Below are 16,883 nucleotides of genomic sequence, written 5' to 3' on the forward strand. Positions count from 1 at the left end.
AGCCGACCCCGTACTCCAGGAAAGGGGCCCACGATGGCGGGAGCCGACCCCGGTGCACGCATCGGTGAACTGCTGGACCGACTGGGACGCGAGGCCGGACCCCAGGCCCGCGAGACGGCCGACGAACTCGTACGCAGCGTCGTCGAGTTCTACGGAGAGGGCCTGGCCCGCACCGTACGGCTGTTGCGCGCCGCCCCGGCCGGATCCGACCCGCTCGCCGTGCTCACCGCCGACGAACTCGTCGGGGACCTGCTGATCCTGCACGACCTGCACCCCGAGGACACCATGACCCGGGTCGGCCGCGCACTCGACAAGGTCCGGCCCTACCTGGGCTCGCACGCCGGCGACGTCGATGTCGCCGGACTCGACACCGAAGCGCCCGAAGGGCCCACCCTGCGCCTGCGGTTGCGCGGCAGCTGCGACGGCTGCCCGTCCTCCACCCAGACCGTGCGCTGGACCATCGAGGAGGCCGTCGCCCGCCTCGCCCCGGAGATCGCCAACATCGAGGTCGAAGGGGTCGCCGAGGCTCCCGCCGCCGGTGGACAGCCCCTGCTGCAGATCCTGCCGCACCCGCCCGCCGACGCCCCGGGCGCACCGCCCCCGGCCGCCGACGGGGAACCGCCCCACTGGCACACCCTCGCCACCCCCGCCCTGCCCGCCCGCGACCACGCCACCCGCGTCGCCGACGTCGAAGGCAACGCGCTCCTCCTGGTCCGGCTCCCCGGCAACCTGTACGCCTACCGCGACCGCTGCCCCGGCTGCGGGGCCGACCTGCGCACCGCGCCCCTGGACGGGGAGTTCCTGAGCTGCGCCGAGTGCGCCGCCCGGTTCGACGTACGGCACGCGGGGCGCGGCGAGCACACGCACCTGGAGCCCCTGCCGCTCCTGGAGGAGGAGGGCGCCGTCCGGGTAGCGCTGCCCGAGCTGCTGGGGGCAGGGCCGTGAGCGCGGGCGTGCTCGCCCAGTTCACCCGGCGGCCGCCACCGCCGGGGGAGCGGTGCGAGCTGTGCGGGGAGCCGCTGCCGGACGGGCACCGGCACCTCGTCGACACCACCCGGCGCTCCCTCAAGTGCTGCTGCCCGCCCTGCCACCTGCTCTTCACCCGGCCCGGCGCGGGCCAGGGCCGCTTCCGGGCCGTCCCGGACCGCTACCTCACCGACTCCGGCTTCGCCCTCGACGGCGACGGCTGGAACCGGCTCCAGATCCCCGTCGGCCTCGCCTTCTTCTTCCGCAACTCCGCGCTCGACCGGTTCGCCGCCTTCTACCCGAGCCCCGCCGGAGCGACCGAGAGCGAACTCGACCCCGCCACCTGGGACGCCGTCATCGGCTCCACCCGCCTCGCCGGGCTGCTCCAGGACGACGTGGAGGCGCTGCTGCTCCACGCCGAGCGGGGAAAGCCCGCGACCTGCACCCTCGTCCCGATCGACGTCTGCTACGAACTCGTCGGCCGGATGAGGCTCCACTGGAAGGGCTTCGACGGCGGGGCCGAGGCCCGCGCGGACATCGAGCAGTTCTTCGAACGCGTCGCGGCCCGCGCGCGGCCGCTGCCCGCCGGGGCCTCCGGTGCGGGGAACCCCGGGGGCGCCCCGTGACCGATCTCGACTTCCGCTGCACCGGCGTACGGCCCGAGCCCTTCGGCGCGAGCCCCACGCTCCTGTTCGACCTGCGCATCGAGGAGCTCGACCACCAGCCCGTGCACGCCGTCGCCCTGCGCTGCCAGATCCGGATAGAGCCGGCCCAGCGCACCTACGAACCGGACGAGGTCGACATGCTGGGCGACCTGTTCGGCGAGCCCAGCCGCTGGAGCAGCACCCTCAAACCGCTCCAGTTCGCCCACGCCTCCATCACCGTGCCCGCGTTCACCGGCACCACCCACGTCGACCTCCCGGTGCCCTGCACCTACGACACCGAGGTCGCCTCCGCCTCGTACTTCCGGGCCCTCGCGCGCGGCGAGATACCGCTGCTGATGCTCTTCTCCGGCACGGTGTTCACCGGCCGCAACGGCTTCCGCGCCGAGCCGATCCCCTGGCACAAGGAGACGTCCTGCCTGATGCCCGTGGACGTCTGGCGGGAGCTGATCGAGTCCTACTTCCCCAACACGGGCTGGCTGCGGTTGCGCAAGGACACCCTCGAATCGCTGCGCCGCTACCGCTCCGCGCGCGCCCTGCCGTCGTGGGAGCAGGTCTTCGAGGAGCTGCTCGCGTCCGCCGAGGCGACTCGGGCGAAGGGGGTGGAGTGAGATGACCGGCCCGGACCTGCTGCCTCCGCCCGGAACCCTCGACGACGCACTCGACCAGGTCCGTACGGTCGCCGACGCCGTCCTCTTCGAGGGGTACGTCCTCTACCCCTACCGAGCCTCGTCCGCGAAGAACCGGATGCGCTGGCAGTTCGGCGTCCTGGTGCCGCCCGCCTGCACGGCACAGGGCGGCGAGTACGCGGAGCAGCGCACCGACATCCTCCTGGAGCCCCGCACCGCCGACCGCCTCCACGCCGAACTGCGCTTCCTGCACGTACGGCGGCGGACCGTCGAACGCCTCGACCCCGACGGCACGTACACCGAGGTCCCCGAACTGGAGCTGCCCGACCGGGTCCTGGTCCCCTGGGACGAGGGCCACGAGGAGCGCATCCGGCTCCACGCGCCCCTCGCCGAACTGACGGGGGAGCAGGCCCACACCCGTACCGTCACCTTCGACCTGCCGCCCGCCGTCGAGCACGAACCCGTGCTGGACGACCGGGGCAGGACCCTGGGACGGCTCGTACGGCGACGGGCGCGGCTGACCGGCGAGGTCCGCCCCGGGATCGAGCAACTCCCCGGCCCCTACCGGGTGTCACGCCTCACCGTCACCGTGCTCAACACCACCGACGCCCCGGCCGGGGACCGGACGACGGCTCTCCCGCACAGCATGATCGGCGCCCACCTGCTGCTCGCCGCCCAGGGAGGCCGCTTCCTCTCCATGACGGACCCGCCCGAGTGGGCCCGCCCCGCCGTCGCGGAGCTGCGCAACGACCGGACCTGGCCCGTCCTGGCGGGCCCGGCGGACCGCGGGGACCTGGTCCTCTCCTCGCCGATCATCCTGGAGGACCACCCCGTCCTCGCCGACGAGAGCCCCGGCCCGCTCTACGACGCCACCGAGATCGACGAGATCCTCTCCCTGCGCACCGCCGCCCTCACCGAGCGGGAGAAGCGCGAGGCACGCGGCACCGACGACCGCGCCGCCGAGGTCATCGACCTGGTGGACTCCATGCCCGAGGCGGTACGGGAGCGGCTGCACGGGGTGATCCGGGGGCTGCGCGAGGTGACGGGGGAGGACACCCCGGCCGCCGGTGAGCCTGTCTGCGGGCTGACCCTCCCGGAAGGCACCGGGCATCCCTGGTGGGACCCGCAGCAGGACCCCGAGGCGGCCGACGCGCCCACCACCATCCCCATAGACGGTGAGGCCGTCGGCCAGGGCTCCCGGGTCCTCCTCACCCCGGGAGCCCGCCGCACGGACGCCCAGGACACGTTCCTGCGGGGCTGCCGTGCCACCGTCGAAGCGGTCGTCGCGGACCTGGACGGGGAGCTGCACCTCGCCGTCGTCCTGGACGACGACCCGGGCACCGACATCCGGCGCCAGCAGGGCCGCTTCCTCTACTTCAAGCCGGACGAGGTGGCGCCGCTGAAGGAGCTGAGGGAGGAGGAGCCATGAGCGGTACGGAGACATCCGGGCGCACGCTCGTCGCCGGGGTCGGCAACATCTTCCTCCAGGACGACGGCTTCGGCGTGGAGACGGTCCGCCGGCTCGGCGCCCTGGACCCGTCCCGCCTGCCGCCCGGGACAGAACTGATGGACGCCGGAATCCGCGGGGTGCACCTCGCCTACCGGCTGCTGGAGGGCTACCGCACCCTCGTCCTGGTCGACCTGGTGAGCCGGGGCTCCCCGCCCGGCACGCTGTACACGATCGACGTCGGGCCGCGGCCCCCGGACACCGGGCACCGGCCCGGCCCGCTCGACACCCACGCGATGGACCCCGCCACCGTGCTCGGCCTGCTGCACGACCTGCACGCCGGGGCGGGCGGCACGCTCCCCGACGAGGTCTACGTCGTCGGCTGCGAACCCCGGGACACGGGCGAGGGCATCGGGCTCAGCCCGCCCGTCGAGCAGGCGGTGGAGCCGGCGGTGGGCCTGGTGCTGGACCTGGTGGCGCGCCGCGCCACCCCCGTACCGCAGCGGAATCCCGTACCGCAGAAGAACTGAGACCACGACGTTGGAGGACAGGATGCACTGGATGTGGATCGGCGTCGCCGCGGGCCTCGCGGCCCTCTACGGCCTCGTCAGAAACCTGCCCGACGCGCGGCGCTACCTGCGCATGCGCCGGATGTAGTCCCCATGCTCCGCGTGGTGCGGGGGCTCGTCCCCGCCCCCGACGTCCTCCAGCTGCACATAGCGCTCGAGGAAGAGATGGAGGGTGCTGTGCAGTTCTCCCAGCCGGACGAACCACAGGGCGAGGTTCATGGCGCCCTGCGGGGTGATGGCGTACACCCGGCGGGCGGGCCCGGAGGCGGAGGCGCACCACTGGGAGGTGACCTCACCGCACTTCTCCATGGACCGCAGCAGCCGGTAGACATGGGCCGACTCGGCTTCCTCCCAGCCGAACGCGCCCAGGCGCTGCACCAGCTGATAGCCGTGACCCCGGCGTTCGGCCAGGAGCAGGAGCAGGACCGGGGTGAGCAGCGCTCGCCGTTCGACCTCGTGACCAGGCATGGTCCTTTCAGGGTAGCGAGGGGGTGAGCGCCGTGCATGAGCTGTCCATCGCGCTGGCCGTCGTCGACCAGGTCGACACCGCGCTGCGGGAACGGGGTGCGGAACGGGTCCCGGTCCGGTCGCTGACCCTTCGGGTCGGGGAGCTGTCCGGCGTGGTGCCCGAGGCGCTGGACTTCTCCTTCGGCGTGGCGGCCGAGGGCACTGCCCTGGCGGACGCCCGGCTGCTGATCGAAACTGTTGAGGGAAGGGCCCGCTGCGAGGGCTGCGGCAGGGACACCGCGACCGGGATGCCCCCGGACCTGTGGTGCGGCGCCTGCGAGCAGGCGATGAGCCTGACCGGCGGGCGCGAACTGGAGATCGCCCGGGTCGTCCTGGAGGACCTGGAGATCCGGCAGGGGGACGACGTACCGGAGGCGAGCCATGTGCCGCACCGTTGACCTGCACCAGGCCGTGCTGGCGAAGAACGACACCAACGCGGTGGAGCTGCGCCGCACCCTGGACGATCGCGGCACCACGGCCGTCAACCTCATGTCCAGCCCCGGCAGCGGCAAGACCGCCCTCCTGGAGGCCCTGCTGACCCGGGCCGTCGCCGGCGGCACCCCGGCCGCCGCCGTCACCGCCGACCTCGCCACCGAGAACGACGCGACGCGCCTCGCCCGCTCGGGAGCCCCCGTACAGCAGATCCTCACCGACGGGCTCTGCCATCTGGAAGCCGGAATGCTCCGGGGCAAGCTGGAGGGCTGGCTGCCCGGAGGGACCCGGCTGCTGTTCGTCGAGAACGTCGGCAACCTCGTCTGCCCCGCCTCCTACGACCTCGGTGAGACCCTGCGCATCGCGCTCGCCTCGGTGACCGAGGGCGAGGACAAGCCGGTGAAGTACCCGGCGGCCTTCGGCCTCGCGCACCTGGTCGTGATCACCAAGACGGATCTCGCGGACGCGGTGGAATTCCGTCGGGACGACTTCCTCAGCGGTGTCCAGCAGGTCAATCCGGGCGTGCCCGTCATCGAGACCTCCGCCCGGACCGGCGAGGGCGTCGACGCGCTGCTGGCCCATGTCCTGCGGGCGGCGGACGGCCGCGAGACCCATACGCCGGTGCTCGCGCGACAGCACGAGAAGCACCTGCACCACCACGACACTCCTTCCGCCGAGCACTCCCACGCCCCCGCCGGAACCCCGCGATGACCGCGACGGAACCGGCACCCCCGCCCACGGCGACCCCGCAGCACCGGGTCCGCCGCCACCTCACCGTGCGCGGCGCCGTCCAGGGCGTCGGATTCCGTCCGTTCGTCTACACCCTGGCCGAGGAGCACGGACTCACCGGCTGGGTCACCAACGACGCCGACGGTGTCGTCACGGAGGTCGAGGGACCGGCGGCGGCGGTGGACGCCTTCACCGACGCGATCGGGACCCGCGCACCCCCGCTCGCCGTCGTGGAATCGGTCGAGCCGCACCCCGTGCCCGCCCTGAACGACGGTTCCGGCTTCACCATCCGCCCCTCCGCTCCCTCCGGCACCGGCCGCACCCTGATCCCGCCGGACACCGCGACCTGCGACGCCTGCCTCACCGAACTCGCGGACCCGGCCGACCGGCGCCACCGCCACCCGTTCATCACGTGCACCCACTGCGGCCCCCGCTTCACCGTCGTGACCGGCCTGCCCTACGACCGGCCCCGCACCACCATGGCGGGCTTCCCGATGTGCCAGGACTGCGCCCGCGAGTACGCCGACCCCGCCGACCGCCGCTTCCACGCCCAGCCGATCGCCTGCCCGGCCTGCGGCCCCCGCCTCACCCTCCGCCGGGGCCCCGAGGACCCGGGTGCACTGCACGGGGACGAGGCGCTCGCGGAGGCCCGCCGGCTGCTGGCGGCCGGGGCGGTGGTCGCGGTGAAGGGGATCGGCGGCTACCACCTGGCCTGCGACGCGGGCGACCCCGCCGCCGTACGCACCCTGCGCAAGCGCAAGAACCGGGGCGGCAAGCCCTTCGCCGTCCTCGCGGACTCCCTGGAGACAGTCCGGCGCCTGGCCAGGGTCGACGAAGCCGAACGCGACCTCCTCACCGGCCCCCGTAAACCGGTCGTCCTGCTGCGCCGCCACGCCTCGCCGTCCGCCGACGTGGCGCCCGGTGTCGCCCCCGGCAGCCCCGACCTCGGCGTGATGCTCCCGTACACCCCGCTGCACCGCCTCCTCCTCGGCCTGCCCGGCGACCCGCCGGGGCCGCCCGTCCTCGTCATGACCAGCGGAAACCGCTCCGGCGAGCCGATCGTCACCGACGACGCCGAAGCCCTGGCCCGGCTCGACGGTCTCGCCGACGCCTGGCTCCAGCACGACCGGCCCATCCACGTGCCGTGCGACGACTCGGTGGTCCGGATCTGCGCCGGGGCCGAACTCCCCGTCCGCCGCTCCCGCGGCTACGCCCCGCTGCCGCTCGCCCTGCCCCTGCCCGTCCACCCGGCCCTCGCGGTCGGCGGCGATCTGAAGAACACCTTCTGCGCCGCCGACGACCGCTACGCCTGGCTTTCCGCCCACGTCGGCGACATGGACGACCTCGCCACCCTCACCGCCTTCGCCAAGGCCACCGCCCACCTCACCGAGCTCACCACCGTCACCCCGCGCCTCCTCATCGCCGACCGCCACCCCGGCTACCGCTCCACCCAGTGGGCCCGCCGCACCGCCGAGGCGCGCGACCTCCCCCTCCGCCAGGTCCAGCACCACCACGCCCATGTCGCCTCCACCATGGCCGAGCACGGCCTCGACGGCACCGCCCCCGTCATCGGCGTCGCCTTCGACGGCACCGGGTACGGCGACGACGGGGCGGTCTGGGGCGGCGAGGTGCTCATCGCGGACTACGACGGTTTCCGGCGCTTCGCCCATCTCCGTTACGTACCCCTGCCGGGCGGGGACGCAGCCGTCCGCAACCCGTACCGGATGGCGCTCTCCCACCTGCGCGCCGCCGGAGTGCCGTGGTCGGACCGACTGCCGTGCGCCGCCGTCGCCCCGCCCGGCGAACGGCGTCTCCTGGCCCGCCAGCTGGAGCGCGGGCTGAACTGCGTCCCCACCTCCAGCATGGGCCGCCTCTTCGACGCGGTCTCCTCGCTCGCGGGGATCTGCCACCGGGTGGAGTACGAGGCCGAGGCCGCCATGCGCCTGGAGAACGCGGCGCTGTACGACAACGGGCGCGGGCGCGCGTACAGGTTCATCCTGGGAGCAGAGCCGGGCGGGCCGGAGACCCCCCTGATCGCCGACCCGTCACCCGTCCTGGCCGCCGCCGCGGCGGACGTCCTGAGCGGTGCCCCGGCCCCGGCGGTGGCCCGCCGCTTCCACCGGGCGGTGACCGGCCTCGTCCGTGACGTGTGCGCGGTGGCCCGGCAGCGTACGGGCATCGCCACCGTGGCCCTGACCGGAGGTGTCTTCTGCAACGCCCTGCTGACGGAGGGCTGTTCGGCCGGCCTCGAAGAGGACGGCTTCACCGTACTGAGACACCGCAAGGTGCCCCCCAACGACGGCGGGCTCGCCCTCGGACAGCTGATGGTCGCCGCCCGGACGAAGGAGTGAGGGAGGAGAGCGCCATGTGTCTGGCCGTACCCGGCCGAGTGCTGGAGATCGAGGAACGCGACGCCACACGGATGGCCAAGGTCGACTTCGGCGGCGTCGTCAAGGACGTCTGCCTGGAGTACGTCCCCGACATGCAGGTGGGGGACTACGCCATCGTCCACGTCGGATTCGCCCTGCAACGGCTCGACGAGGAATCGGCGCGCCAGACCCTGGAACTCTTCGAGAACCTCGGAGTCCTGGAAGAGGAGTTCGGCGACCACTGGGGCAAGGCGGCGAAGGACGCGGGCACCGAACGCCCGGTCGGAACCGAGCTTCCGGCCGAGAGCGCCGAGAAGGAGGCGCGGTCATGAAGTATCTCGACGAATTCAGCGACCCGGTCCTCGCGAAGCGGCTCTTCGACGACATCCGGGCCCTCACCACCAAGCCCTGGTCCCTGATGGAGGTCTGCGGCGGACAGACGCACTCGATCATCCGCCACGGCATCGACCAGCTGCTCCCCGAGGAGATCCGGCTGATCCACGGCCCCGGCTGCCCGGTCTGCGTCACCCCGCTGGAGATCATCGACAAGGCCCTGGAGATCGCCTCCCGCCCCGACGTGATCTTCTGCTCGTTCGGCGACATGCTCCGCGTCCCGGGCAGCGGCCGCGACCTGTTCCAGGTCAAGAGCGAGGGCGCGGACGTACGGGTGGTCTACTCGCCGCTGGATGCTCTGCGCATCGCCCAGGAGAACCCGGACAAGGAGGTCGTCTTCTTCGGCATCGGCTTCGAGACGACCGCCCCGCCCAACGCGATGACGGTCTACCAGGCGAAGAAGCTCTCCATCCCCAACTTCAGCCTGCTGGTCTCCCACGTACGGGTGCCCCCGGCGATCGACGCGATCATGAACTCGCCGGACTGCCAGGTCCAGGCGTTCCTCGCCGCCGGACACGTCTGCACGGTCATGGGCACCAAGGAGTACCCGGAGCTCGCCGCACAGCACGAGGTCCCCATCGTGGTCACCGGCTTCGAGCCGCTGGACATCCTCGAAGGCATCCGGCGTGCCGTACGGCAGTTGGAGGCGGGCGAGCACAGAGTCGAGAACGCCTACCCGCGCGCCGTCAACGAACAGGGCAGCCCCGCCGCGCAGGCGATGCTGGCCGACGTCTTCGAGGTCACCGACCGGTCCTGGCGCGGCATCGGGATGATCCCGCAGAGCGGCTGGCGGCTGTCGCCCAAGTACCGGGAGTACGACGCCGAGCACCGGTTCTCGGTCACCGGCATCGAGACCGAGGAGTCCACGGTCTGCCGCAGCGGCGAAGTCCTCCAGGGCCTCATCAAGCCGCACGAGTGCGCCGCCTTCGGCAAGGAGTGCACCCCGCGCAACCCGCTCGGCGCCACCATGGTCTCCAGTGAGGGCGCGTGCGCCGCGTACTACCTGTACCGGCGGCTCGATGTTCCGGAGAAGACCCCCAAGGAGGCGAGTTCCGTTGGCTGACATCGCCCCCGCCCCCGCCGACTTCTCCGGCTGGACCTGTCCCGCGCCCCTGCGCGACCACGAACGCATCGTCATGGGCCACGGCGGCGGCGGAACGCTCTCCGCCGAGCTGGTGGAACACCTCTTCGCCCCGGCCTTCGGCAGCGACGTACTCGCCGAACTGGGCGACTCCGCGCACCTGACGATGGGCGGCGCCAAGCTCGCCTTCTCCACCGACTCCTTCGTCGTCCGGCCGCTGTTCTTCCCCGGCGGGTCCATCGGAGACCTCGCCGTCAACGGGACGGTCAACGACCTGGCCATGGCCGGGGCCGTCCCGGCCTACCTCTCCTGCGGCTTCATCCTGGAGGAGGGCGTCGAACTCTCCGTCGTCGGCCGGGTCGCCCAGGCGCTCGGCGACGCCGCGCGCACCGCCGGAGTGACCGTCGCGACCGGCGACACGAAGGTCGTCGACGCCGGACACGGCGACGGGATCTTCATCAACACCGCCGGGATCGGGCTGGTCCCCGACGGCGTCGACATCCGCCCGCAGCGCGCCGCTCCCGGTGACGCGGTGCTGGTCAGCGGGCAGATCGGCGTCCACGGCGTCGCCATCATGAGCGTGCGCGAGGGGCTGGAGTTCGGCGTCGAGATCCAGAGCGACACCGCCTCCCTGGCCGGAATGGTCGCCGACATGCTGGCCGCCTGCCAGGACCTCCATGTCCTGCGCGACCCCACCCGGGGCGGCCTGGCCACCTCGCTCAACGAGATCGCCGGAGCCGCCGGAGTGGGCATCACCCTGGACGAGCGGTCCCTCCCCGTGCCCGACACCGTCGCCAACGCCTGCTCCTTCCTGGGCCTCGACCCCCTGTACGTCGCCAATGAGGGCAAGCTCGTCGCCTTCGTACCGCCCGACCACGCCGACGCCGTTCTGGAGGCGATGCGCGCCCACCCGCTCGGCAAGGAGGCGGTGCGGATCGGGAGCTGCGTCGAGGACCACCCCGGCATGGTCGTGGCCGCCACCGGCCTCGGCGGCACGCGTGTGGTGGACATGCCGCTCGGTGAGCAACTGCCGCGTATCTGCTGACACGCGGTATCGAACACCGCACAGAAGAAGGTTAGGCTGTCCTAAGTCGAATCGGAGTCGTCCTGAGGCGAGAGGGCTGATCCGGGCCGGGTGGTCGCCTCCGTGTGCGCCGCACCCCGTCCCGGGTGGAGCCCCGCCACCCGTGGCCGTGTCCGATGGACGTATCCGCGTCCTGTCGCCCCCGCGACCAGGCCGACCACCGCGTACGAAGGGGCAGTGCCCATGACGATCCACCGAGCCGTCGTCGCCCGAGTCCAGCCGCTCACCCCGACCATGACCCGGGTCACGCTGCACGGTGAGGGGCTCGCCGGTTTCGAGTCGACCGGGGCCGGCGACGAGTACATCCGCCTCTTCTTCCCGCACGGCCCGGACCGCGGTGACGTCTCCCTGCCCATCACCACGGAGAAGGGCTGGGAGACCCCGGAGGGCCAGCCTGTTGCCCCGATACGGACGTACACCGTGCGGGCGGTGCGCCCGGAGGCCGGTGAGATCGACATCGACTTCGTGCTGCACGACCACGGCGTCGCGTCGACCTGGGTGGCCGGCGCGCAGCCCGGGGACGTCCTCGGCGTGAACGACCCCACCGGCCTCTACAGCCCCCCGGACGACCTCGCCTGGCAGGTGCTGATCGCCGACCAGACCGGCCTGCCCGCCGTGGCGCGGCTGCTGGAGAACACCCCGGACGACGTCGCCACCCGCGTGGTCGTCGAACTGCCCGGCCCCGAGGCCGTCCAGCCGCTGCCCGGCACCAAGGTGACCTGGACCTACGGCGGCAACGGCCACGGAGCCAGCCGGCTGGCCGAGCTGGTGAGCGCCGCGATCCCGCCCGGCACGGACCTGGCCGGCGGCTACGTCTGGGTCGCGGGCGAGACCAACGCGCTGCGCACCGTACGCCGTTACCTCCGCAAGGAGCTGGGGCTGCCCGCCACCCGGTTCAAGGTCGTCGGCTACTGGATCCCGGACGCCGACAGCTGGAACGAGCGGTACGAGGCCCTGCCCGACGCCGTGCGCGCCGAACTGGTGGCCCTCTGGGACGACCCGGTCGACGACGAGGAAGACCTCACCATCCGGTACGAGGCGCGCCTCAGCGATCTCGGGCTGTGAAGCCGCTCCTTGGTGCGCAAGGGAGTTGGGGGATTCGCCGCGTCAACTGAGAGCGTGGTGGGTAAGATCGCTGTCATCGCAGTAAAGGTAGCCTTGCCTAAGGTCGAGGAGGATCGGTGACCAACCCGTTCGAGGACGAGAACGGCACCTACCTGGTGCTCGTCAACCACGAGGGGCAGCACTCCCTGTGGCCCGCCTTCGCGGAGGTGCCCGCCGGCTGGACCGTGGTGCACCCGGAGGACACCCGCCAGGCCTGCCTCGACTACGTGGAGGAGAACTGGACCGACCTGCGGCCCAAGAGCCTCACGGAGAGCATGGCGGCCGATCCGGCATGACCCTTTCCTGAAACCGCCGCACCCGGTGAAGGCCCATGGCCCGAGCCGTCGCGGAACGCCCGAGGGGGCCCCGGCACCGGCCGGGCCCTCCTCGGCGACCGGACCACGGGCGACACCAAGGACAGCGAGGTCCGACCCCCGCCATGCCCACCGCATCCCTGAACGGCATCGACCTCGTCCACGACGACTCGGGCGGCGACGGAGCGCCCGTGGTGCTCGTCAACGGCACCGGCGCCAGCCGCACCGCCTGGCGCGCCCACCAGGCCCCCGCCCTGCTCGACGCGGGCTACCGGGTGGTCGCCCCGGACAACCGGGGCCTCCCGCCGAACGTGTCACCGCCCGGCGGCATCACGCTGGAGACCATGGCGGCCGACCTGGCCGCCCTGATCGACCACCTCTCCCTCGCCCCCTGCCGGATCGTCGGCTTCTCCTTGGGCGCCGCCGTCGTCGGCGAACTCCTCCTCACTCGGCCCGAACTCGTCGCCCAGGCGGTGCTGATGGCCGGCCGGGCCCGCCCCGACACGTTCGGCTCCGCCCTCAACCGGGCCCGCCGTGAACTCCACGACAGCGGGGCCGACGTCCCCGCCTCGCACCGCGCCGTCTTCTCGGCCCTGTGCTACCTCTCGCCGCACACCCTGAGCGATCCGCAGAAGTCGCGGGACTGGCTCGATGTCTTCACCTTCGCGGCGGGGGCGAGCGGACCGGGCGTCCGCGCGCAGTACGACGCCATGGGCGACACCGACCGGCTGCCCAGGTACGCCACGATCGACGTCCCGCTCCTGTGCATCGGCTTCGCCGACGATGTGATGGTCCCGGCGACGGCCACCCGGGAGATCGCCGACACCGTTCCGGGCGCCCGCTACACCGAGATCGCCCGCGCCGGCCACTTCGGCCATCTGGAACGACCGGCGGAGGTGAACGCCGCCCTCCTCGACTTCTTCGCGGAACTGCCCGCCCGGCCCGTCCGCCGCGAACGTCCCACCGGCACCGTCCGCGTGGACGGAAACGCGCTGCCGACCCAGCGCTGACCCCCGAGGGAGGTGAGGTACGCCTAGGCTGCCACCGGCCAGACGTACCGGTACCGACCCAGGAGTACGCCCCATGTCCGTCCCCGCCCCGCAGCACCCGTATCCCGATGCCTTCCGACCGGACGATGCGCCGGCGCCGCACCCGCTCCTCGCACCGGTGCTCGGGCTCCTGGGCACCTGGGCGGGGAACGGGAGGGGCGGATATCCCACGCTCGACGACGAGTTCGGCTATGCGCAGGAGCTCACCTTCAGCCACGACGGACGCCCCTTCCTCCACTACGTGTCGCGCGCCTGGCTGCTCGACGCCGACGGCCGCCCCCTGCGGCCCTCGGCCCGGGAGGGCGGCTGGTGGCGGCTGCAGCCGGAGGGGCGGGTGGAGGCGCTGATCACCCAGCCCACCGGCATCGCGGAGATCGCGGTCGGCCGGGCCGCCGACGGCACCGTCGACCTCGCCACCCACGAAGTGGCCCTCGCCCCCACGGCCAAGAAGGTCGACGCCACCCGCCGCCGCTACACCCTCACCGACGAGGACACCCTCACCTTCGTCCACGACCTCGCGGCGGTCGGACAGCCCCTGCAGCACCACCTGTCGGCGCAGTTCCGGCGGTACGACAAGGAGTAGCGCCGGACCGACGGGGCATAGATCGGATTTGCATACCGACGGTCTTGTGGGGCATATGGACAGGACAACTTTTGGTAAGGAGTTCGTATCCGATGTCCATGCCCAGTTACCCTCAGCAGCCGAACGCGGACCATGTGCAGTACGGCGCGCAGTACGGCGCTCCGGAACCCGCCAGGAGCAACGGGTTGGCGGTCACCGCGCTCGTCCTGGGTCTGCTCGCCATCCTCTTCTTCTGGACGGTCGTCGGAGGACTCCTTCTCGGCCTCCTCGCGGTGGTGTTCGGCATCCTCGGGGCGCTCCGCGCCCGCCAGGGGCGGGCCCCGCGCAAGGGCATGGCGATCGCCGGTGCCGTCCTCGGCGGACTCGGGCTGATCGGCGGGGCCATCGTCCTCGTCATCGGCATATCCGTCGTGAACTCCGGCTCGTTCCAGGACTTCGAGGACTGCATGCAGAGCGCGAACAGCTCGGCCGAAGAGGACCGCTGCGCCGAGGACTTCGGCGAGAACCTGTTCAAGTGACCTCGAACGGCGGGACGGCGGTTTGCGACCGCGGCCCGAGTTTGTGACGGTAGGGGCGGGGAGTGGTCTTCCTCACCACCGGACCCGACGGTCCGGAGGATCATGTGTGCCCAACCGAGCAGAGGGAAGAGGAGGGTTCGATGTCCTCGAAGCGACGTCGTAAGAAGAGGGCCCGCCGCAAGAACGGCGCCAACCACGGCAAGCGCCCGCAGAGCTGAGGCCGGTCCGGGGGTCCGGGGGGCAGCACCGCACGGTGCTGCCCCCCGGACCTGTTCCGGGCGTTCGCCGAGCGCCCGCCGGACCCTTCGTGCCCCACGGATGTGGGGGAGCGGCCGGAGCACTCATAAGGTGAGCCCATGTCTGCCACGTTGAGCTCCGAAAAGACCGCGGCCGCGCTCCGTAGATCGGCACGCGTCTCGGTCGAACTGCTGCTGGTCCTGTTGATGGCCGCCGTCGCCCTGTGGCTTCTGGGCCGGACCTGGTCGGTGGTCTGGCCCCTCATAGTGGCTCTGCTGCTCACCACCCTGACCTGGCCGTTCGCCCGCTTCCTGCGCCGCCGAGGATGGCGGCCCGCACCGGCCGCGGCGCTGGTGACCGTGCTGTTCCTTCTGGTCGGCAGCGGTGTCATCGCGCTTATCGCGGTGCCGGTCGCCTCGCAGTCCGGCGAGCTGGCCGACGGTGTCGTCGAAGGCATCGGAAGGCTGCGCGACTGGGCAGCAGGGCCGCCGCTGAACATCAGCGACGCCCAGATCACGGGCGCCTTCGACTCCGCCGTCGACCGCATCGAGAACAGCGCGGGAAGCGTCGTCAACACCGCGGTCACCGGGGTGAGCACCGTCTTCAGCGGCTTGATCACCGCGATTCTGGCCCTCTTCCTGATGTTCTTCTTCCTGAAGGACGGCCCCCGCTTCCTCCCGTGGCTCGGCCGCCAGCTGCCCGGCCGCCTCGCCACCGACGTCCCCGTTGTGGCCGAACGCTGCTGGAACACGCTCGGTTCGTTCGTACGGTCCCAGGCGTTCGTGGGCCTGCTGGACGCCGTCTTCATCGGTATCGGCCTGTGGATCCTGGACGTTCCCCTGGTGCTGCCGCTGGCGGTGCTGACGTTCGTCTCCGCGTTCGTGCCCATCGTCGGTGCGGTCTTCGCCGGTTTCGTCGCGGTGCTGATCGCGCTGGTCTCCAACGGCCTGACGGACGCGCTGATCGTGCTGGCGATCATCATCGCTGTGCAGCAGCTGGAGGGGAACGTCTTCCAGCCCATGATCCAGAGCCGCGGACTCGGCCTGCACGCGGCGGTGGTCCTGCTGGCGGTGACGCTCGGCGGCAGTCTGGCCGGAGTCGTGGGAAGCCTGCTCGCGGTCCCGGCGGCGGCGCTGATGGCCGTGATCTGGAACTATCTGCGCGAGCAGCTCAGCGACCCGCTGGAGGGGCCGGAACAGCAGGACCGGGAACCGGAGCCGGCCCCGGGCGGCGGCCCCGACGCCGACGCCCCTGTTCCCGCCTGACGCGGTGCGGCCGGGCCGCGGTGGCCTGCGCCCCGGGTCTCACCTCGGCCGGGCCGCACCTGCGGGGCGTGGCGCGCCCAGGCGCAGCCGGCTGAGGACGGCCGGGCGGGCGAGTCCGGGCATGGTGAGGGCCCACATGGCGCTGACCTGCTGGTGCAGGCCGTCCCGCTCGGCCAGGGCGAGGGAGAGCATCTGTACGCCGCTGTAGCAGCCCACGATGGTCCGGGAAGCCTCTACGGGTTCGACGTGGTCCTGGAGTTCGTCGGCCGCGCGGGCGGATTCGAGGACGGCGGTCACGGCTCCCAGCGGGCCCGCGTAGCTCTCGGCGGTCTGGTAGGGGCCCGGCTCGATCGACAGGCGTACGGCGGCCCGCAGGACGGGGTCCTCCAGGAGGCCGGCCGTGTAGTGGTGGCTGATGTCGATCAGGGCCTGGAGCCAGAACTGGGGAACCGGCCCTGATGCCGTCTGCTCGGCGACCTGCTGGAAGTACGTGTTCTGGTGGGCCAGGATCGCGTCGCCGACCTGTTCCTTGGAGTCGAAGTGGTGGTAGAAGCCGTCGCGCGAGACCTGGGCGAGGCGCTGGATCTCGGGTGTCGCCGCGCCTGTGTAGCCGTCCCGGGCGATGATCACACCGGCGGCCTCGATGATCCGCTGAACGGTCTGCTCCTCGCGGTCCTGCATCCTCACGCCTCCCTGGGCCGCGTCCGACGCTACCCGGAGCGCGGCCGGTACGCCCCCCGGTGCTGGGCCGGGTGCCAGACACCGGCGTACTCCAGCGACCCGGTTCCGCCTCGCGGAACGACGCGGCGTGGAGAGCTCGTACAGATTCCCCGCACGGGTCTAGGCCCGCACCCCGCCCTTGCTATACCTTGCGTCTAATAAGCTTGCTAGACACGGCGTCTAACAAGTGGGGGCGGCGCACGGCGGCCACATGGATCCCATCGG

At 72.2% G+C, this 16,883-nt stretch carries 21 protein-coding genes; 19 read left to right on the forward strand and 2 right to left on the reverse strand.

The window, feature by feature from the left end; genetic code table 11:
• Window positions 1-33: 33 nt before the first annotated feature.
• From IE264_RS12115 to IE264_RS38640, 6 genes are read left to right on the forward strand one after another with little or no spacing between them, the layout of a single operon-like run.
• Window positions 34-945 (forward strand): NifU-related iron-sulfur-binding protein, encoded by a 912-nt coding sequence (locus IE264_RS12115; protein ID WP_032759135.1) that lies wholly within the window; start codon window positions 34-36, stop codon window positions 943-945.
• A complete protein-coding gene (locus IE264_RS12120; protein WP_032759134.1) occupies window positions 942-1,592 on the forward strand; it encodes a DUF5947 family protein in 651 nt (216 codons plus the stop codon). Before IE264_RS12115 ends, IE264_RS12120 begins: the two co-directional genes overlap by 4 nt.
• The gene (locus IE264_RS12125) at window positions 1,589-2,239 is read left to right on the forward strand and encodes a DUF6084 family protein (protein ID WP_032759132.1); all 651 of its coding nucleotides are present in this window, start codon (window positions 1,589-1,591) and stop codon (window positions 2,237-2,239) included. Before IE264_RS12120 ends, IE264_RS12125 begins: the two co-directional genes overlap by 4 nt.
• A gap of 1 nt (window position 2,240) precedes the next feature.
• On the forward strand, window positions 2,241-3,686 hold the full coding sequence (locus IE264_RS12130) for a hypothetical protein (RefSeq protein WP_032759131.1): 1,446 nt from the start codon (window positions 2,241-2,243) through the stop codon (window positions 3,684-3,686).
• Window positions 3,683-4,234 (forward strand): hydrogenase maturation protease, encoded by a 552-nt coding sequence (locus IE264_RS12135; protein WP_032759130.1) that lies wholly within the window; start codon window positions 3,683-3,685, stop codon window positions 4,232-4,234. The genes IE264_RS12130 and IE264_RS12135 overlap by 4 nt, the downstream gene beginning before the upstream one ends.
• 22 nt (window positions 4,235-4,256) lie before the next feature.
• A complete protein-coding gene (locus IE264_RS38640; RefSeq protein WP_373301915.1) occupies window positions 4,257-4,361 on the forward strand; it encodes a DUF6893 family small protein in 105 nt (34 codons plus the stop codon).
• Here the strand turns inward: IE264_RS38640 and IE264_RS12140 are convergent.
• Window positions 4,337-4,741 carry a helix-turn-helix transcriptional regulator gene (locus tag IE264_RS12140; RefSeq protein ID WP_051821956.1) on the reverse strand — a complete coding sequence of 135 codons (405 nt, stop codon included), beginning with the start codon at window positions 4,739-4,741 and terminating at the stop codon, window positions 4,337-4,339. The genes IE264_RS38640 and IE264_RS12140 overlap by 25 nt on opposite strands.
• Before the next feature lie 32 nt (window positions 4,742-4,773).
• Between IE264_RS12140 and IE264_RS12145 the strand changes: the two genes are divergently transcribed.
• The 13 genes from IE264_RS12145 to IE264_RS12200 all read left to right on the forward strand — a co-directional run bounded on the left by IE264_RS12145 (window position 4,774) and on the right by IE264_RS12200 (window position 15,938).
• Complete coding sequence (locus IE264_RS12145) at window positions 4,774-5,178, forward strand: hydrogenase maturation nickel metallochaperone HypA/HybF (RefSeq protein ID WP_031124940.1); 405 nt, start codon at window positions 4,774-4,776, stop codon at window positions 5,176-5,178.
• Window positions 5,162-5,923, forward strand: coding sequence for a hydrogenase nickel incorporation protein HypB (hypB, locus tag IE264_RS12150; RefSeq protein ID WP_032759129.1), 762 nt, complete (start codon window positions 5,162-5,164; stop codon window positions 5,921-5,923). Before IE264_RS12145 ends, hypB begins: the two co-directional genes overlap by 17 nt.
• Window positions 5,920-8,292: a carbamoyltransferase HypF gene (gene hypF, locus IE264_RS12155; protein ID WP_032759127.1), complete on the forward strand. Its 2,373-nt coding sequence runs from the start codon at window positions 5,920-5,922 to the stop codon at window positions 8,290-8,292. Before hypB ends, hypF begins: the two co-directional genes overlap by 4 nt.
• Before the next feature lie 14 nt (window positions 8,293-8,306).
• On the forward strand, window positions 8,307-8,642 hold the full coding sequence (locus tag IE264_RS12160; protein WP_032759126.1) for a HypC/HybG/HupF family hydrogenase formation chaperone: 336 nt from the start codon (window positions 8,307-8,309) through the stop codon (window positions 8,640-8,642).
• Window positions 8,639-9,766 carry a hydrogenase formation protein HypD gene (gene hypD / locus IE264_RS12165; protein WP_032759125.1) on the forward strand — a complete coding sequence of 376 codons (1,128 nt, stop codon included), beginning with the start codon at window positions 8,639-8,641 and terminating at the stop codon, window positions 9,764-9,766. Before IE264_RS12160 ends, hypD begins: the two co-directional genes overlap by 4 nt.
• A 73-nt stretch (window positions 9,767-9,839) precedes the next feature.
• A complete protein-coding gene (gene hypE, locus IE264_RS12170) occupies window positions 9,840-10,829 on the forward strand; it encodes a hydrogenase expression/formation protein HypE (RefSeq protein ID WP_229887504.1) in 990 nt (329 codons plus the stop codon).
• Window positions 10,830-11,051: 222 nt separating this feature from the next.
• Window positions 11,052-11,933 (forward strand): siderophore-interacting protein, encoded by an 882-nt coding sequence (locus IE264_RS12175; RefSeq protein WP_032759124.1) that lies wholly within the window; start codon window positions 11,052-11,054, stop codon window positions 11,931-11,933.
• Window positions 11,934-12,049: 116 nt separating this feature from the next.
• The gene (locus IE264_RS12180) at window positions 12,050-12,268 is read left to right on the forward strand and encodes an MbtH family protein (RefSeq protein ID WP_015613088.1); all 219 of its coding nucleotides are present in this window, start codon (window positions 12,050-12,052) and stop codon (window positions 12,266-12,268) included.
• 143 nt (window positions 12,269-12,411) lie between these two features.
• Complete coding sequence (locus IE264_RS12185) at window positions 12,412-13,296, forward strand: alpha/beta fold hydrolase (RefSeq protein ID WP_032759123.1); 885 nt, start codon at window positions 12,412-12,414, stop codon at window positions 13,294-13,296.
• A 73-nt stretch (window positions 13,297-13,369) separates the two neighbouring features.
• Window positions 13,370-13,918, forward strand: a complete 549-nt coding sequence (locus tag IE264_RS12190; protein WP_032759121.1) for a nitrobindin family protein — start codon at window positions 13,370-13,372, stop codon at window positions 13,916-13,918.
• A 92-nt stretch (window positions 13,919-14,010) separates the two neighbouring features.
• Window positions 14,011-14,436, forward strand: coding sequence for a hypothetical protein (locus IE264_RS12195; RefSeq protein ID WP_015613091.1), 426 nt, complete (start codon window positions 14,011-14,013; stop codon window positions 14,434-14,436).
• A gap of 140 nt (window positions 14,437-14,576) precedes the next feature.
• Window positions 14,577-14,654: a 50S ribosomal protein bL37 gene (locus IE264_RS38645; protein WP_373301916.1), complete on the forward strand. Its 78-nt coding sequence runs from the start codon at window positions 14,577-14,579 to the stop codon at window positions 14,652-14,654.
• Window positions 14,655-14,792: 138 nt separating this feature from the next.
• Window positions 14,793-15,938, forward strand: coding sequence for an AI-2E family transporter (locus tag IE264_RS12200; RefSeq protein WP_032759120.1), 1,146 nt, complete (start codon window positions 14,793-14,795; stop codon window positions 15,936-15,938).
• A gap of 39 nt (window positions 15,939-15,977) precedes the next feature.
• On the opposite strand, the gene IE264_RS12205 is transcribed toward IE264_RS12200, so the two are convergent.
• The gene (locus IE264_RS12205) at window positions 15,978-16,619 is read right to left on the reverse strand and encodes a TetR family transcriptional regulator (RefSeq protein ID WP_032759119.1); all 642 of its coding nucleotides are present in this window, start codon (window positions 16,617-16,619) and stop codon (window positions 15,978-15,980) included.
• Between the last annotated feature and the right edge of the window lie 264 nt (window positions 16,620-16,883).

The organism is Streptomyces microflavus (genome assembly GCF_014650075.1).
Taxonomy (GTDB): domain Bacteria; phylum Actinomycetota; class Actinomycetes; order Streptomycetales; family Streptomycetaceae; genus Streptomyces; species Streptomyces microflavus.

Bases quoted from the DNA above. Each gene is read 5' to 3' on its own strand.
- IE264_RS12205 (WP_032759119.1), bottom strand. From the start codon at position 16,619: ATGCAGGACCGCGAGGAGCAGACCGTTCAGCGGATCATCGAGGCCGCC.
- IE264_RS12185 (WP_032759123.1), top strand. From the start codon at position 12,412: ATGCCCACCGCATCCCTGAACGGCATCGACCTCGTCCACGACGACTCG.
- IE264_RS12195 (WP_015613091.1), top strand. From the start codon at position 14,011: ATGTCCATGCCCAGTTACCCTCAGCAGCCGAACGCGGACCATGTGCAG.
- IE264_RS38640 (WP_373301915.1), top strand. From the start codon at position 4,257: ATGCACTGGATGTGGATCGGCGTCGCCGCGGGCCTCGCGGCCCTCTAC.
- IE264_RS12175 (WP_032759124.1), top strand. From the start codon at position 11,052: ATGACGATCCACCGAGCCGTCGTCGCCCGAGTCCAGCCGCTCACCCCG.
- IE264_RS38645 (WP_373301916.1), top strand. From the start codon at position 14,577: ATGTCCTCGAAGCGACGTCGTAAGAAGAGGGCCCGCCGCAAGAACGGC.
- hypE (WP_229887504.1), top strand. From the start codon at position 9,840: ATGGGCCACGGCGGCGGCGGAACGCTCTCCGCCGAGCTGGTGGAACAC.
- IE264_RS12135 (WP_032759130.1), top strand. From the start codon at position 3,683: ATGAGCGGTACGGAGACATCCGGGCGCACGCTCGTCGCCGGGGTCGGC.
- IE264_RS12160 (WP_032759126.1), top strand. From the start codon at position 8,307: ATGTGTCTGGCCGTACCCGGCCGAGTGCTGGAGATCGAGGAACGCGAC.
- IE264_RS12200 (WP_032759120.1), top strand. From the start codon at position 14,793: ATGTCTGCCACGTTGAGCTCCGAAAAGACCGCGGCCGCGCTCCGTAGA.
- IE264_RS12140 (WP_051821956.1), bottom strand. From the start codon at position 4,741: ATGCCTGGTCACGAGGTCGAACGGCGAGCGCTGCTCACCCCGGTCCTG.
- IE264_RS12115 (WP_032759135.1), top strand. From the start codon at position 34: ATGGCGGGAGCCGACCCCGGTGCACGCATCGGTGAACTGCTGGACCGA.
- hypF (WP_032759127.1), top strand. From the start codon at position 5,920: ATGACCGCGACGGAACCGGCACCCCCGCCCACGGCGACCCCGCAGCAC.
- IE264_RS12190 (WP_032759121.1), top strand. From the start codon at position 13,370: ATGTCCGTCCCCGCCCCGCAGCACCCGTATCCCGATGCCTTCCGACCG.
- hypD (WP_032759125.1), top strand. From the start codon at position 8,639: ATGAAGTATCTCGACGAATTCAGCGACCCGGTCCTCGCGAAGCGGCTC.
- hypB (WP_032759129.1), top strand. From the start codon at position 5,162: ATGTGCCGCACCGTTGACCTGCACCAGGCCGTGCTGGCGAAGAACGAC.
- IE264_RS12130 (WP_032759131.1), top strand. From the start codon at position 2,241: ATGACCGGCCCGGACCTGCTGCCTCCGCCCGGAACCCTCGACGACGCA.